The sequence below is a fragment of the Dactylosporangium sp. NBC_01737 genome (assembly GCF_035963215.1).
In the GTDB taxonomy this organism is placed as follows: Bacteria; Actinomycetota; Actinomycetes; order Mycobacteriales; family Micromonosporaceae; genus Dactylosporangium.
The window spans coordinates 6,952,941-6,968,687 of the sequence record NZ_CP109153.1 but is presented as its reverse complement, the minus strand read 5'-3'; the positions used below and the strand labels follow the sequence as shown (position 1 = coordinate 6,968,687).

Genomic DNA, 15,747 nt, shown 5'->3' with positions numbered 1-15,747 from the left:
AGGCTCGTGTCCGCTCGTGATCGAAGTCGCTCCGTGGCCGTCCGGGTGGCCAGGGCGCGACTTCGATCACGGCGGACGCCCGGACCACCGATCCGGAGCCGACCGGCTCCGCTCCTCGGGCGCGAGCGCTGGCAGTCTCGTGATCGAAGTCGCGCTGTGGCTGCCCGGGCGGCCAGGACACGACTTCGATCACACCGGCGCAGATCCCCGCCAGCTGCGGCGCAGGCCCACGGCGGGCGAAGGCGCCCACCGGCTCCGGCACGGAGCCACGACGGGCGACGTTCAGTCCTCTCGCACCCGACCCCCACAGAACCGGAGGCGACCAGATCGGCTCCTCGGGCACCGGAGCCGCGAGGCTCGTGATCGAAGTCGCGCTGTGGCTGCCCGGGCGGCCAGGACACGACTTCGATCACGCCGGCGCAGATCCCCGCCAGCTGCGGCGCAGGCCCACGGCGGGCGAAGGCGCCCGCCGGCTCCGGGCTCGCGGCAGGCCAAGGCGCCCGCCGACTGCCGCACGAGCGCCGCTCACACCTCGCGCCGCAGCCGCCCGCGAACCCACGGAACCGAAGGCAACCCGAGCCGCTCGTCCAGCGCGGGCAACAGGATGCCCGTGATCGAAGTCGCCCTGCGGCTGTCCAGACGGCCAGGACACGACTTCGATCACGGCGGCGCAGATCCTTGCCGACTGTGGCACGGGCGACGGCGGCGCGGGGGACGTTCAGTCCTACCGCCGCGGCCGGTCTCCGGGTCCACGGAACCGGTGGCGACTCTGATCCGCTCCCGGGCGCCGGAGCCGCGAGGCTTGTGATCGAAGTCGCCCCGGGGCTGTCCGGACGGCCGGAGCACGACTTCGATCACGGCGGCGCGGATTCCCCGCCGGCTGTAGTCCACGGGACCGGGGGTGGCCAGAGTCGGTGTTCGAGGCCGGGAGCGTGGGGGGTTGTGATCGAAGTCGGCGGGTGGTTGTCGCGGGCGGGCAGGGAGGGGGTTGATCGTGGGTGGTGGGGGCCGGTCGCGGCCGGGACGGTCGCGTCGCAGCCGTTCACGGCTGCGGTTGTTCGCGGCCGTCAGGTCGCGGCGGCGCAAGAGTCCGCGGACGTGGCAGGGAAGGCCGTCCACGGCCTGACCGGTGACTGACGGGAGCGACGGCCCGGACCACGGCGGACCGGAGCCCGGCTCTTGCTCTTGTTCTTGTTCTTGCTTTTCAGGCTTTCGGGGCGGCGGTGCTGCGGCGCAGGACCAGCGTGGGGGCGACGTGCGGGTCGGGCTCGGGGCGGTCGGGGCCTTCCGGGAGGTCGGCTTCGATGGCGCGGAGCAGGGCGGCGATGCAGCGGCGGCCGACCTCGTCGAAGTCCTGGCGGATCGTGGTCAGCGGCGGCGACAGGAACTCGGCCTCCGGGATGTCGTCGAAACCGACGATGCTGACGTCGTCCGGGACGCGGATGCCGTGCTCGTGGAAGGCGCGCATCATGCCCAGGGCCATCTGGTCGTTGCCGGCGAAGACGGCGGTGACGTCGTCGCGGCGGGCGAGCTCGAGGCCGGCCTGGTAGCCGGAGCGGGCGGACCAGTCGCCGGTCATGAGCGGCGGGGCGGGCAGTCCTGCTTCTTCGAGGGTGCCGCGCCAGCCTTCGATACGGCCGTGCGTCTCCAGCCAGTCGCGGGGACCGGACAGGTGCCAGACCTTGCGGTGGCCGAGGCCCAGCAGATGCTGGACGGCGAGGCGGGCGCCGGTGACCTGGTCGACGGAGATCGCGGGGATCTCGCCGCCGACGTTGGACTCCACCGCGACGGCGGCCACGCCGAGCGGGAGGCTGTGCAGGGCCGCGGCGGCCGCGGTCTGCGGGGCGATGACGACGACCCCGGCGACGGACTGATCGGCAAGGGCCTCCAGGGCGGCGACCATGCCGCTGTGGTCGACCTGCTCGAGGGTGACGATGCTGACGCCGTAGCCGGCGGCGCGGGCGGCGCGCTCGATGCCGAGCAGCGTCGAGGCGGGGCCGTAGAGGATCGTGTCGAAGCTGACGACGCCGATCACGCGGGAACGCCGGCCGGCGAGGCCGCGGGCCATCGCGTTGGGGCGGTAGTTGAGTTGCCGGACCGCCTCCAGGACCCGCTCACGCGTGGCGGGGCTGACGCTGGGGTGCTGGTTCAGCACCCGGGACACGGTCTGATGGGAGACGCCGGCGAGTCGCGCGACGTCGTTCATGACCGCTGCCCGGCCCTGGCTCGTTGGACGCATCGCCCTCCCCCCATGTTGATGTTAGCGCTGCCACGATATGCCGTACCGGGCGGTACGCCGTGTCCCGGGGGCGGGAATGGCCGTTCGGATGACCCTGGGGCATCGGACGGGCCGCTACTCGACGCAGAATTCGTTGCCCTCCGGGTCCGCCATGACCGTCAGCTCGTCGCCCGCGTGCAGGACCGTGGCGCCCAGCGCCTCCAGCCTGGCGACCTCGTCGGCCACCGGGCCGGGCGCCCGCAGGTCGAAGTGCACGCGGTTCTTGGCGGTCTTGCCCTCCGGGACACGGGCGAACCAGATGTTGGGCCCGCCCCAGCCGGCGGCCTCCACGAACGCCTTGTCCGATGTGGACTCCTCGTCGACGTCGGTGCCCAGGGCCGCGGCCCAGAACCGGGCCAGCACCAGCGCGTCCGCGCTGTCGAACGTCACCGACTTGATGTATGCGGGCATGGGCCGCACGGTACTCCCGGATCCGGCTTCCTCTGACCGGATTTCGGCGTCCGCCGTGCTGCCCCGAAACTGTCGTACCCCCTGACTAGGCTGCTGTCATTCCGGAAAGGGGACGCTGTGGACGCGGTCGTGCAGGGAGCTGGGACAGATCTGGTCGTCGACGCCGCGCGGGCGGAGCCGTTCGCGAGTGCCGAGGACTACCGGGCCGCCGTCGGCGAGGTCCGCCAGGCCGCCGCCGCGTACTACAGCGGTCCCGATCTCGCCATGGACGACGCCGTCTATGACGCGTTGCTGGCGCGGGTCGCGGCCACAGAGGCGGCACGGCCCGAGTGGAAGGACGACGAGTCCCCGACCGAGGTCGTCGGCGCCGGCGGCGGGGTCGTCGGCGACGTCGTGCACAGCACGCCGATGCTCAGCCTGGACAACGTGTTCGACGAGGACACGCTGCGCAAGTGGGCTGCGCGGCTGGACCGGATCCTGGGCCGGCCCGCGGGTGGGTTCACCGTGGAGCCGAAGATCGACGGGCTGGCGATCGCCGCCCGGTATGTCGACGGCCGCCTCGTGCAGGTCGCGACCCGCGGCGACGGGCGCGCCGGTGAGGACGTCACCGGGCAGGCCCGGAGGGCCGCGGGGCTGCCCGAACGGCTGGCCGAGCCGGTGAGCCTCGAGGTGCGCGGCGAGGTGTTCATGACCGACGCCGACTTCGAGCAGGCCAACGCGATGCGGACCGCCACGGGTGAGCCCGCGTTCGCCCATCCGCGCAGTGCCGCCGCCGGCACGCTGCGTGCGCAGGACCGCACGTATGACGCGCCGCTGTCGTTCTTCGCGTATTCGGTGCACCGCGAGTCCTTTGCCACGGTTGCCCATTCGGACGCGATGGCGGAGCTGGAGCGGCTCGGGATCGCGACGACCGGCGGGTCCGTGGCCGGGACGCCGGTGTGCGGCACCATCGAGGAGGTCCTTGCCGCGGTGCAGACGCTCAGCGCGAGCCGGGGCACGCTCGGGTTCGGCATCGACGGCGCGGTCATCAAGGCGGACCTGCCGGCCGACCGGGACGCCGCGGGCTCGTCCAGCCGGGCGCCGCGGTGGGGTGTGGCGTTCAAGTTCCCGGCCGACACCCGCACGACCCGGCTGCTGCGGATCGAGGTGCAGATCGGCCGGACCGGCGTGATCACGCCGGTCGCGGTGCTGGAGGCCGTCCAGATCAGCGGCGTCACCGTCACGTCGGCGACGCTGCACAACTTCGACGACCTGGTCCGGCGCAACGTGCGCCCAGGTGACGTCGTGTTCGTCCGCCGGGCCGGTGACGTGATCCCCGAGGTCACCGGCGCGAAGCTGGACGAGCGCCCGGCGGACTCGGTGCCGTTCGAGCCGCCGGCCCGGTGCCCTCGCTGCGACGGCGAGATCGACCGCAGCCAGAAGCGGTGGCGGTGCACCCGCGGCCGGGTCTGCGGCGCGCACGAGTCCCTCGCGTATTACGCCGCCCGGCACTCGATGGACATCGAGGGGCTCGGCGGGAAGATCATCGACCTGGTCGTCGCCGCAGGTCTCGTCACCGACCCTGCCGACCTGTATGACCTGGACGTGCCGACGGTCGCCGGCCTCGACCGGATGGGTGAGCTGTCCGCGACGAAGCTCGTCGCCGGCATCCAGGCGTCCAAGGAGCAGCCGCTCGCCCGTGTGCTGACCGGCCTGGGCGTGCGGATGACGGGCCGGTCGATGTCGCGCCGGCTGGCCCGCCACTTCGGCACGATGCAGGCGCTGCTGGACGCGTCCGTCGAGGACCTGCAGCAGGTCGAGGGCGTCGGCCCGGAGCGCGCCGTGACCATCGCCGCGGAGCTGGTCGAGCTGGCGCCGGTCATCGCGAAGCTGGTCGCCCACGGCGTCAACATGTCCGAGCCCGACCTCACCCCGCGGGCCACGACCTCCGCCGGCGCCGACCCGGACGCCGACACCGACGAGGGCGCCGCTGCCACCGTCGCCCTGCCGCTGCGCCGCCCCGACGGCACCCCGATGACGGTCGTCGTCACCGGCTCGGTGCCCGGCCTCACCCGCGACGAGGGCAACGAAGCCGTCGAACGCCTCGGCGGCAAGTCCTCCGGCTCCGTCTCGAAGCGCACCGACCTGGTCGTCGTCGGCGACGGCGCCGGCTCCAAGGCCGAGAAGGCCGAGCAGCTGGGCATCCGCATTCTGCCGGCGGAGCAGTTCGCCGCGCTGCTGCAGGCGTTCGGCGCCGGAGACGAGGCCACGGCCGCCAGCATCCTCGCCGCCTGACGGTTCTGCCGTTGACCCTTGACCGCTGACACCTACGGCCGGCGCCTGGCATCGATCGCCAGGTGGCGGCTGAGGACCCGGGGTGTCCGTCCGAGGGAGGCCGCCTGCGGATCGGCTGCCTGTCGGGGTGTGGGCGGGTGCGGCCGAGGGGTCGTTGGTTAGGGTGGGAGGCTGCACGGGTCTTTCCGGCGTAGCCCGGCGACGCGCCATCCGATGCGAGCCGACGACCGCAGCCAGCGCCTGCCAGCGACCGCTCGGGGCGGGCTGGGGCTGGGCCCTCGGGGGCAGCTGCGCTGGCGCCGCTCGGGGGCGGCTGAGGCTGGGGGCGCCGGTCCATGGGCGGACGTCTACGGGTCGGCTGCCGGTCGGGGTGCGGGCGAGCGCGGCCGAGCGGGCGTCGGTTGGGACGGAAGGCCGCGCGAACCTTTCCGGCGCAGCCCGGCGACGCGCCGCCCAGCGCGAGCCAACGACCGCAGCCAGCACCCCCTCAGCGACCGCTCGGGGCGCGGCCGGGGCTGGGCGCCCGGTGACGGCTGGGGTCGGGGCGCCGGCCCAACGGCGGCCGTCTACGGGTCGGCTGCCAGTTGGGGTGTGGGCGGGTGCGGCCGAGGGTGCGTTGGTTGGGGCGGGAGGCCGCACGGGTCTTTCCGGCGCAACCCAGCGACGCGCCGCCCAGCGCAACCCAGCGACGCGCCGCCCATCGCGAGCCAACGACCGCAGCCAGCACCCCTCAGCGACCGCTCGGGGGCTGCCGGGCCTGGGCACCCGGTGGCGGCCGGGGCTGGGGCGCCGGTCCAACGGCGGCCGCCTCCGAACCAGCTGCCGGTCGGGGTGCGGGCGAGCGCGGCCAAGGGCCGTCGGTTGGAGCGGGAGGCTGCACGGACCTCTCCGACGCAACCCAGCGACGCGCCATCCATCGCGAGCCAACGACCGCAGCCAGCACCCCTCAGCGACCGCTCGGGGGCTGCCGGGCCTGGGCACCCGGTGGCGGCTGGGGTCGGGGCGCCGGTCCAACGGCGGCCGCCTCCGAACCAGCTGCCGGTCGGGGTGCGGGCGGCCGCGACCCGAGGGGACGCCGGTTGGGGCGGGAGGCTGCACGGATCTTCCGGCGCAACCCGGCGACGCGCCATCCATCGCGAGGCAACGACCTCAGCCGGTGTCCGTCAGTGACCGTCCGGGGGCGGCGGCGGGGCTGGGGCGCCAGTCGATGCGGCTGCCGGCGAGTCGACTGTCGGTCAGGACGCGGGTGGGCGCGGCCGAGGGGTGGCGGGTTCGGGTGGCGGGGAGACGCTGCGCGGTCTTCGGCGCGGCCAGGCGACACGCCGTACGGCACGAGCCCACGACGGGTCTCCCAGCCCGCACTGCAACACGGCGTCCGGCACGAACCGCAACGGGTCTCCCGGCCCGCTCGACTACACGCCATCCGCACGAACACGCGGCAGGTTATCGGCACGCCCGGCGACAGCCTTCCGGGCTCTGCCCTGCGACACGTCTTCCGACGTGGCCACGGGAGCGGGTGGTGTGGGTGCGGTCCGTGCCGTGTTGCGGTGATCTCCTCCCGCTCCGCACTGACACATGATCCAGCGTCAAGGGCATCAATCGGTGGTTGCACGGTTGATGGCTTCGAAGGCCGCACGGATCGTCCACCAGGTGACGTCGATCGTGGCGGCGCGTCGGTGGTGGGCCGGGCAACCGCCCAATTGCACCGGGCAGCGCGTGTGCTTGACACCGCGAAGCGCATACCGGGGCCTGTGCACTGCAATGGGTGGGGGGGCAGCCGAAGGTTGGTGGCGCGAGGGCTAGCGCATGGGGGTGGTGGTTTCGAGGAACTGTCCGGAATTGGTCAGGGGCGAATGCGGGGGCGCGGGCTTGTTAGGTTCTCAGGCACGGGGGTCTGATGGTCGGCGCGGCGGCGGGTGCATCCCGCTGGGACCACCGCCTCCGCAGCACGGCAGCCGCCGCGCCGGTCATGAGGACGTCAGCAGGCGACCGTCTTCGGCAGTGAGACGGCGCCGGTGATGGCGTGGGCCAGGTCGGCGACGAAGCGGTCGATGAGGTCGCGGGTCTTGCCGGGCATGCAGACGACGTGGGCGTTGCCGTGTTCGTCGGTGGCGAGGGGCCAGCGGTCCAGCAGGTGTTGTGGCGGGCGGGGGAAGACGACGGTGAAAGCGTGTTCCTGGGCGCGCCACGCGGGCCAGCCGATGTCGTGGAGCTGGCGTTCGGTGTAGGCGGCGAGGTCGCGGGCGGCGATGGCGCGGCGGCGCAGGCCCGGCAGGCCCCAGTAGCGCAGCAGGTACCAGAGCCAGAGCGGTGCGTGGCCTGAGCGGGAGCCGGTGATGGTGCTGTCCGGAGCCGCGGTGTAGGTGATGCTGCCGCGGCCGGTGTGCCGGTCGGCGAGGGCGACGACGATGCCGCAGGGGAAGGGGGTGGCGAGGAACTTGTGGCCGCTGACGGCGAAGGAGTGCACGCCGTCGGCGAAGGTGAAGCCGGGGCGGCTGAGCGGGTCGCACAGGGCGAGGGGGATGCCGGCGAGGGCGGCATCGGCGTGGATCCAGCGCTGGCCGGGGTCGACGCCGGCGAGGGCGAGGGTCTTGTCGATGAGGGCGGCGTCGTCGACGGCCTCGGTCATGGTGGTGCCGATCGTGGCGATGACGACGGCGCCCGCGCCGCGGCGACGGCGGCGGTGTTCGGTGACGGCGGCGCGCAGGGCGTCGTAGCGGATCTCGCCGCGGGTGTCGGCCGGGATGAGGTGCAGGGGCAGGCCGAGCAGCTCGGCGTTCTTGGCGACGCTGTAGTGGGCGGCGGTGGAGGCGAACACGGCCGCGCCGGGCAGGTGCCGGCGGGCCTGCCACAGGGCCCACAGGGTGCTCTCGGTGCTGCCGGTCGTGACGTAGCCGTGCCGGTTGTCCAGTGGGGCGTCGACGAGGTCGGCGACGAACTGGACGACCTCGTGCTCGACGATTTTGGTGTGCAGCCGGTACGAGCCTCCGGCGGCGTACGGGTGCCCGACATTGTTGAGCAGCAGCCGTTCGAAGCGCGACACGGCCGTCATGTCGGGCAGGTCGGTGGCGCCGGGGAAGCCGAGGTCGTAGGCGGAGTGCCTGGTCAGGTCGGCGTGCAGCTGGTCGAGCCGGCCGAGGAACGTCGGGTCCTCCGGGAAGGGTGCCCCGGCGGTCACCGCGGCTGGGACCTGACGTCGACGATGCGGCCCAGCTCGCTCATCCAGCGCCACACGTGGTAGGTCGGGTCGTGGGGTTCGATCTCGGCGAGGGACGGGTTCCAGCGCCACTGCATGCTCGGCACGCCGTAGTGGGTGTTGGCGTCGTCGACGGAGCTCTCCACGGTCAGGCCGTTGAACTGTTTGCGGCCGCCCCGGTCCAGCAGGAGCCGGGTGCCGTCGATGAGGCGGGCGAAGCAGCGGCCGGGCAGGTCGAACTCGTTGGCGGCGTGGCGTTGTGCGTCGGCCCAGGAGCCGTTCGGGGTGTCCAGCGTGCAGACGCCGACGCCGACGAACACGGCCGCGGCGGACATCGGGTCGCACTTGTTGGCCATCATGGTTCGGGGGTCGAACTGCGGGTCGGACTGGTAGCCCTCGTGGGCGTGCCGGGCCAGGCCGTACAGCAGCATCGGCAGGTCGCTGGCCTCGTCGTCGGCGAGGAAGATTCGGGTCGCCGTGCGGAGCTGCTGCAGCACCGGTACACCACGCTCCAGGTAGAACAGGGCGATGCCGTGCGGGCTGAGCGGGTCGCGGCGGCGGCGTTCCCAGACGTGGCGGGTGTGCAGGACGGAGAAGCGGCGCAGCCTGGACACGACCTCACCGCGGAAGGCGGCGGTGACGTCGGCCTCCGGGTTGCCGTCGGCGGCGGACTGGCCGCGGGGGCCCTCCGGCGGCACCGAGCGCAGGTGCCGGCCGTCAGGCTCCTCGGCAGCGGCGGCGCCCCGGCGATGCGAAGAGGGCCGCGGCACGTGGCCCTGATCCGGATGGGACGCGGTCCACAGCGTCGGATCCGGCGACGGAGGGGAAGGATGGGACGGGGGCCGCGGCGTCGGATCCGGGGACGGATGGGACGGGGGCCGCGACATCGGGTCGGGGGACGGATGGGACGCGGTCCACGACATCGGGTCCGAGGACGGATGGGACGGATGGGACGGGGGGCGCGACATCGGGTCCGGGGACGGATGGGACGCGGTCCACGACATCGGGTCCGAGGACGGATGGGACGGATGGGACGGGGGGCGCGACATCGGGTCCGGGGACGGATACGAGGAGGGCCGCAGCATCGGATCCGGGACCACGGCCTGGTCCGGCTCAAACATCGAGGTCCTTCAGCCGGCGGTCCAGCACTCGCAGCGGGTCCGGTCTGCCCTTGCCGACCTCCGCGAGGACCGGTGCCCGCCGGGACCGCAGCAGCAGCGCCCACAGCGCCCCGACCAGGACGGTCGCGAGCACCGACGCGGGGATGACGGCCTGCAGGACGGAGTCGCCGGCGATGCCCAGCAGTGAGGACAGGTTCGCGACCGTGACGAGCAGGATGCCGGTGCCGGCGATGACACCGAGGGTCGGCAGCACCGTGCTGACCATGAGGCCTTCGCGGGTGCCGCCGCCGCGGCGGTAGTACCGGATGCTGCCGGCCGAGATGAGCACCAGCATCAGCAGGATGCCGACCGCGCCGGCCGCGGACAGCCAGGTGAACAGCACCGTGATCGGGTCGGCGCCGAGGACGACGAACAGGCCGACGACGATGAGCGCGGTCGCGCTCTGCAGGATCGACCCGCCGGTCGGGGCGCCCTCGGCCTGGCCGCCGGAGCCGGTCCTGGCCAGCCACGCCGGCAGGACGCCCTCGCGGGCCATGCCGAACGCGTACCGGGCGAGCACGTTGTGGAACGACAGCATCGCGACGAAGACGCTGGTGACCAGGAGCATGGTGGCGAGCAGGCTGAGGCCGCTGCCGTACCACTCGTCGAGGACCGTGAACGGCAGGCCCGCGTTGGGGTCGGCGGCGACCGCGGCGATGCGGTCCGCGCCGACGGTGGCGGCGAGCGCCCACGCGGACAGGCCGTAGAACAGCGGCATGAAGATGAGGGCGGCGATCGTGGCGCGGGTGATGCTGCGGCTGGTGCGGACCTCCTCGCTGTACGCGGGGGCGGTGTCGAAGCCGATGAACGCGGCGATGCCGAGGGCGAGCGCGCCGCCGATGCCGGGCGCCCACAGGCCGGTCATGCTGATCGGCTCGAGGGTGATGCCGCCGCCGGCCGGGTGGGCGAACGCGGCGAGGTCGAACAGGGCGATGACGACGAGTTCGACGCACAGGACCGAGCCGACGACGAACGCGGACAGCGATACGTGCAGCAGCCCGCAGATCGCGACCGCGAGCCAGAGCACGCCGGCCCACACGACCCAGTCGCCGCCGAGGAGCCCGGCGAGGGTGGCGCCGACGAGGCCGTACAGGCTCATCTGGATGCACGAGTAGAACACCAGGGCCAGGGCGCCGCCGATGATCCCCGCGGTCGGGCCGAAGCCGTGTGCGAGCAGGGCGTAGGCGGGTGCGGCGTGCGGCACGTTGCGGGCCATCGACACGTAGCCGACGGCCAGCAGCGCGAGCGCGACGCCGAGCAGCGGGAACGTCAGGGGCGTGGCGACCATCCCGGTCGAGGCGTAGGTGGCGACGATGCCGCCGGCCAGGACCGCCATCGGGGAGCTCGCGCCGATCTGGAACAGCCAGACGCCGCCGCCGGACATCTGCCGCCGGGTGAGCCCGTACCCCGTCATCGTGCGGTGCCCGGCATGCTGCGGAAACGCCGGGGGCCGGCCTCCCGCCGGCGCGGCGGGGCGAACGTGGACCATGGGGAAGGACGCATCGCGGCGCGTTCTCCGATTCTGAAGTTTGGCCGGTCCGTGGTGGACCAGAGGCCCTGCGTGATCATTGCCGCTGCGGAGTGTATAGGCGAAAGTCACTCACCGCCGACCCCGGGCAATTTCACGGACGCCGATCATTTGTTCGGTCCCGAAGGCCCCGGAACTGGGATGGGAGCGCGGCCAGACACCGGCCGGTCACCTCAGATGCCGGGTCGGGGGCAGCAGAATTTACCGCCGCGTGTCCGGCTCGTAACCTGCCTCGATGCCCAGGTGCAGAACTCGGCGACCGAGGTCCAGAACCGGCGGAGCCCCACCGGATCCTGGACCCGGTGGGGCATGCCGTAAACGCGCTACGCGGTGAGGCGCAAATAGTCGACGTTGAATCCGCCGGTCTCGCAGTACAGCGTCAGCTGCTGGTCGCCGGCGGCGACGGTGACCGGGACGTGGACCGACTGGTAGGCGCCCCACCCGCCGGTGTCGGGCACCGAGGCGGTGGCCAGGATCGCGCCGGTCGCGGAGCGCAGCGAGATCGCGCCGGTCGCGGGCGCGCCGGAGCCGTTCGCCACGCGGAGCTCGACGTCGTACGTGCCGGCCGCGGCGACGTCGAGGCGGTACGCGAGCCAGTTGCCGGCCGACGTCCACCCGACGTTGCGGCCGCCGCTGGCGGCGGGGTTGCTCTCGACGAAGTTCGGCCCGCCGTCGGTCCAGCCGTGCTGCGCCACGTACGCCTCGGCCTCGATCTTCTCCCCCACCGGCGCGCCGTGCGGCTGGACGGTGACGTGGATGACGCGGCGGTCGCTGGCCCGGCCGTCGGTGACGGTGACGGGCAGGTCGAAGGCGCCGGCGACGGTCGGGTGCAGCGTGACGACGCCGGTGGCCGCGTCGATGGTGACGCCGTCGGGCAGGTCGGTGGCGTAGAACGACACGGGTTCGGTGTCGGTGGCCTGCAACCGCACCTGGGTGGTGCTGTACTGGTCGACCGCGACCGACGAGGGCGCATGCAGGACCGGCACGTGGTTGCGGCCGCGGGGCACGTCGCCGTCCCAGCGGAACGTGGCGTAGGCATGCGCGGGCACCGTCGTGACGAACGACCTGCCGGCGAGGACGACCCGCACGGTGCGCTCGACGTCGAGGGAGTTGCCGATGACCGCGACGTAGCCGTCGTGCTGATCGCGGTAGACGACGTTGCCGATGCCGCCCGCCGTGCCGCTGGAGGCGACCCGCACGTGCGACGGGGTGAGGTACCGGGAGAACTGCCCGAGCTGGTAGAGCTCGTCGCGGACGGTGAACGTGCGGGCGGTGGTGTCGACCTTGACGAGCCGGTCCGGCCATTTCGTGGTGCGCGCGACCTCGTCCCAGTCGACGTTGTTGTCGCGCGCGGGGGTCCAGTGCAGGGTGCCGCCGTCCTGGTCGGTCGCCTGCGCCCACAGGATGTAGGACGACGCGTCGAGGCGGAAGTCGGCCAGGACCGTCGCCGGCGACAGGTCGCTGGTCTCGGTCAGGTGCACCGGCTTGCCGGTCTGCTCGTAGGCGTCGCGCATGACGGTGGGGTCGCCCCAGTACGGGTGGAACGCGATCGCGTCCGCCGCGCGCGCCGCCGCCGGGTCGTTCAGGACGCGGTAGTAGTTCTTGGTGGCGGTGCTGTTCGGGTCGTGCCAGTCCCAGAAGTTGAAGTCGTGGATGTAGAGGTCCACGTCGAGGCGGGCCCTGCGCAGCTCCCGGTCGATCGCGACGGACAGCTTCTGCTGCTGCTCGACGCTGATGTCCATGGCCGGGTAGACGACGTCCATGCCGGGCTCGTTGAGCAGCGTCAGCGCGTCGACGCGGATGCCGAGCCGGGCGTACGCCTGCACGTACTTGACGTAGTAGCGGGCGAACACGTCGATGCGGTCGTCGCGCAGCTTGCCGACCTGGTAGTACTCGCTGGTGCTGCCGGGTTTGAGGGCGACCTCGCCGAGGAAGCGATTGTTGGTCTTCATCCAGGCCGGGGCGCTCCACGCGGAGGCGAGGAACGTCGCGCGCGGGTTGTACTTCTGGATCAGCTTGATCGTGTCGACGATGTGCAGATCGATGTCGCGCTGGATGCTGAAGTACCGCAGGTCCGGGTCTTCGGTGACGCCGGCGGGCAGGTCGTCGTAGGACCAGAACGGCAGGTGCTCGATGAGGTCGGGGCTGCCGATGGTGAGCCGGAAGCGGTCCAGGCCGGCGCCGGTGCGCGGGTCGACGAGCAGCCGCACGGCGTCCTCCCGCTGCGCGGGGGTGAGTTTCCACAGGTTGGACACGGTCGTCTCGTCGATCGAGAAGCCGATGCCGGTGTACGCCTGCCGGGCAGCGCTCGGATCCACGACGACGGTGGCGTCGGCCTGGATGCCGGCGCCGGCACCGACGCGGGTGTCCGGCAGCGGCTTCCAGTGGGCGGCGCCGGCCGAGTAGGTGCCCGTGACGAGGGCACCGGGCCGGGCGGCGGTCGCGGCGGTCGGGGCCGCGAGGGAGCCCGCGGTGACGAGGGCGACGGTCGCCACGGAGATGGATCGCCTCACGGCGCCTCCTGGGGTTCAGCGGTGCGGCGCCGCCGCAAGCGGCGCCGCACCGATCGGGCGGGATACTGACTACGGGTAGTTGACCCAGTTGGCGACGTTGGTCGCGGAGTTCGACGGGCCGCCGGTGTTGTTGATGACGTGCGCGATGGTGCCGGTGCCGCCCAGGGAGACGGTCACCATGTTGTGGAACTTGACGTTCGGGGTCTGCGGGACCTCGAACGAGTGGCCGAGCACGACGCTGGGGTTGGTGTTGAAGTAGCAGTAGCTGCCCAGGCCCCACGCTTCGTGGCTGGTGACGTTCGCGCCGACTTTGTAGGCGGCCCAGCCCTGTGCGCCGCCGCCGCTGGTCCAGCTGGCTTGGTTGGGCACGTCGTAGGGGATTTCGTTCTGGTAGAAGTAGGTGCGGCCGCCGTTGCCGTTCCAGATGGTCTGGTATTGCTGGTAGTGCTCGACGAAGAGGCCGTACATGGTGACGTTGTTGCCGTTGACGACGAGGCCGTTGGCGGCGGTGTTGGTGTTCCAGCCGACGGTGCCGCCGTTGCCGTGATCGGCGCGCCAGATCCACATGTGGTCGCCGATCACGTTGCTGCTGTTGACCCGCAGGGACACGGTGGCCTTGCCGGCGATGGAGCCGCCGATGCGGAAGAACACGTCGTGCAGCGACGTCGGGTTCCCGGCGTGCGACGCGGCGGACCCGGACGGCCCGACCTCCATGAGGACCTGCGAGTTGGTGGTGCCCGCGTCGAACAGGATCCCGGCGACCTTCACCCCGTCCACGTCAGCCACCGTCATCGCGGTGACGCCGTTGTCCGGCACGATCGTGGCCAGGCCCAGCCCGAGCACGACCGTGTCGGCGCGGGTGATCCGGATGGTGTCGTTGACGTGGTACACACCGGGCGTGAACAACAGGTTCTGCCCAGCCGCCAAAGCCGCGTTGATGCTCGCGGCGGTCGCGCCGGCCTTCACGATGAAGAACTGGCTGATCGGCAGCGACGAACCGGCCGTGGTGCCGGAGGACCAACTGGTCCCGGACGAGTTGGTGCGCAGTGCCGGCACGAAGACCTGGTAGGCGCCGGCGTTGTCGACGTAGAGGAACGGCTTCTCCCGGACCACGGGGGTGCTGCCGACGGTGGTGTACGGCGGGCTCGGGAAGCTGTTGGCCGGTGCGCCGCTGGTGCCGACGAAGACCTGGTTCCAGTTCGAGCCGCTCCACGAGCCGATGGCAGAGTTCCGGGTGATCCACTGCTGTTGCGTGCCGGACTGGATCTGGCCGTCGATCTTGCTGTCGGAGATCCAGCCACCCGACGACCAGCCGCCGTCGGACAGGGCGAGGTTGCCACGCACGTGCATGCGCCGGTACGGCGCCGCCTGCGACACCGCCCACCGGTCCAGGCCGCCGGACGGGGTCACCGACAGGTTCTCCGCCGAACGCCAGAAGTTCTGCGTCGCGTTCTGCGAACCGTCCGGCCACCAGTCCGCCTCGGCGTGCACCGCACCGTTGATGACCACCGAGTCAGGCGACATGCCGAGACCGGCGACCTGGGTGAAGAACCCCACGTTCGCGTTCACGTTGTACGTCCCCGGCTTGAACAACAACGCAAACCGCGCATTGCCGAACTGGTTCTGCACCTGCTGGTTGAACACCGTGTTCAACCGGCTCTGAATCGTCGAGGCCGACATCGACGGATCGAACACCGACACGTTCGGACCCAGGTCCGGATTGTTCGGGTTGTTGGGCACGCCGGTCGCCGTCGCAGTCGGGGTCGGGTTGGTGCCGCCGCCGCTGAACGTCCACTTCTGGTTGGCGGTGCCGGCGCACGCCCACAGCTGGAGCTTGGCGCCGTCGGCGAGGTTGTTGTCCTTGATGTCCAGGCACTTGCCGGACGCCGTGTTGACCAGATCGCCGGCGGCGGTCAGCTGCCACTTCTGGCTGGCGACGGTGTCGTAGCAGGTCCACAGGTGCACGACCGCGCCGTCGGTGGTGGCGCCGTTGGCGACGTCGAGGCACTTGCCGAGGCCCTGCACGGAGCCGTTGTCGGCGAAGGTCCAGTTCTGGTTCGCGCTGCCGGTGTAGCAGGTCCACATCTGCGGCTGGTTGCCGTCGGCGGTGGAGCCGTTGGTCACGTCGAGGCACTTGCCGTTGGCGGCGCTGGTGATCCGGCCGCTGCTGGCGGCGGCGGCGGTGGTCATGGCGATCGCGCCGACCGCGCCGACGGCGGCCGCGGTGACGCCGGCCGCGAGCAGCGCCGTGCGCCACCTGATGCGTTTCGTTACTGGCATGGGGGTCCTGTTCTGGGCGGGGTGACCGGCCAGCGAAGCGTCTCGGGCCGGTCATCAGCAAGGCGGTCCTGGGTCACGCGCCCGGAACGAAGTGAGGACGCATGACC

General features: G+C 72.2%; 8 protein-coding genes. 1 reads left to right on the top strand and 7 read right to left on the bottom strand.

Annotated features, from left to right (window positions below; translation table 11 throughout):
- Positions 1-1,204 precede the first annotated feature (1,204 nt).
- Both OHA72_RS31445 and OHA72_RS31440 read right to left on the bottom strand, forming a co-directional pair.
- Positions 1,205-2,206, bottom strand: a complete 1,002-nt coding sequence (locus tag OHA72_RS31445) for a LacI family DNA-binding transcriptional regulator (RefSeq protein ID WP_327011407.1) — start codon at positions 2,204-2,206, stop codon at positions 1,205-1,207.
- A gap of 147 nt (positions 2,207-2,353) precedes the next feature.
- The gene (locus tag OHA72_RS31440; protein ID WP_327011406.1) at positions 2,354-2,689 is read right to left on the bottom strand and encodes a VOC family protein; all 336 of its coding nucleotides are present in this window, start codon (positions 2,687-2,689) and stop codon (positions 2,354-2,356) included.
- A 117-nt stretch (positions 2,690-2,806) separates the two neighbouring features.
- On the opposite strand from OHA72_RS31440, the gene ligA reads away from it, so the two are divergent.
- A complete protein-coding gene (gene ligA, locus OHA72_RS31435) occupies positions 2,807-4,963 on the top strand; it encodes an NAD-dependent DNA ligase LigA (protein WP_327011405.1) in 2,157 nt (718 codons plus the stop codon).
- A 1,978-nt stretch (positions 4,964-6,941) separates the two neighbouring features.
- On the opposite strand, the gene OHA72_RS31430 is transcribed toward ligA, so the two are convergent.
- The 5 genes from OHA72_RS31430 to OHA72_RS31410 form a co-directional block, all read right to left on the bottom strand.
- Entirely contained in the window at positions 6,942-8,141 is a 1,200-nt protein-coding gene (locus OHA72_RS31430; protein ID WP_327011404.1) for a pyridoxal-dependent decarboxylase, read from the bottom strand.
- Positions 8,138-8,929 carry a hypothetical protein gene (locus tag OHA72_RS31425; RefSeq protein ID WP_327011403.1) on the bottom strand — a complete coding sequence of 264 codons (792 nt, stop codon included), beginning with the start codon at positions 8,927-8,929 and terminating at the stop codon, positions 8,138-8,140. Before OHA72_RS31425 ends, OHA72_RS31430 begins: the two co-directional genes overlap by 4 nt.
- A 343-nt stretch (positions 8,930-9,272) precedes the next feature.
- Entirely contained in the window at positions 9,273-10,733 is a 1,461-nt protein-coding gene (locus OHA72_RS31420) for an APC family permease (protein WP_327011402.1), read from the bottom strand.
- A 437-nt stretch (positions 10,734-11,170) separates the two neighbouring features.
- Positions 11,171-13,360 carry a carbohydrate-binding protein gene (locus tag OHA72_RS31415; RefSeq protein ID WP_327011401.1) on the bottom strand — a complete coding sequence of 730 codons (2,190 nt, stop codon included), beginning with the start codon at positions 13,358-13,360 and terminating at the stop codon, positions 11,171-11,173.
- A 69-nt stretch (positions 13,361-13,429) separates the two neighbouring features.
- Entirely contained in the window at positions 13,430-15,640 is a 2,211-nt protein-coding gene (locus OHA72_RS31410) for a pectate lyase-like domain-containing protein (protein WP_327011400.1), read from the bottom strand.
- Between the last annotated feature and the right edge of the window lie 107 nt (positions 15,641-15,747).

Coding starts and splice junctions, on each gene's coding strand:
- OHA72_RS31410 (WP_327011400.1), bottom strand. CDS start 15,640: ATGCCAGTAACGAAACGCATCAGGTGGCGCACGGCGCTGCTCGCGGCC.
- OHA72_RS31440 (WP_327011406.1), bottom strand. CDS start 2,689: ATGCCCGCATACATCAAGTCGGTGACGTTCGACAGCGCGGACGCGCTG.
- OHA72_RS31420 (WP_327011402.1), bottom strand. CDS start 10,733: ATGACGGGGTACGGGCTCACCCGGCGGCAGATGTCCGGCGGCGGCGTC.
- OHA72_RS31445 (WP_327011407.1), bottom strand. CDS start 2,206: ATGAACGACGTCGCGCGACTCGCCGGCGTCTCCCATCAGACCGTGTCC.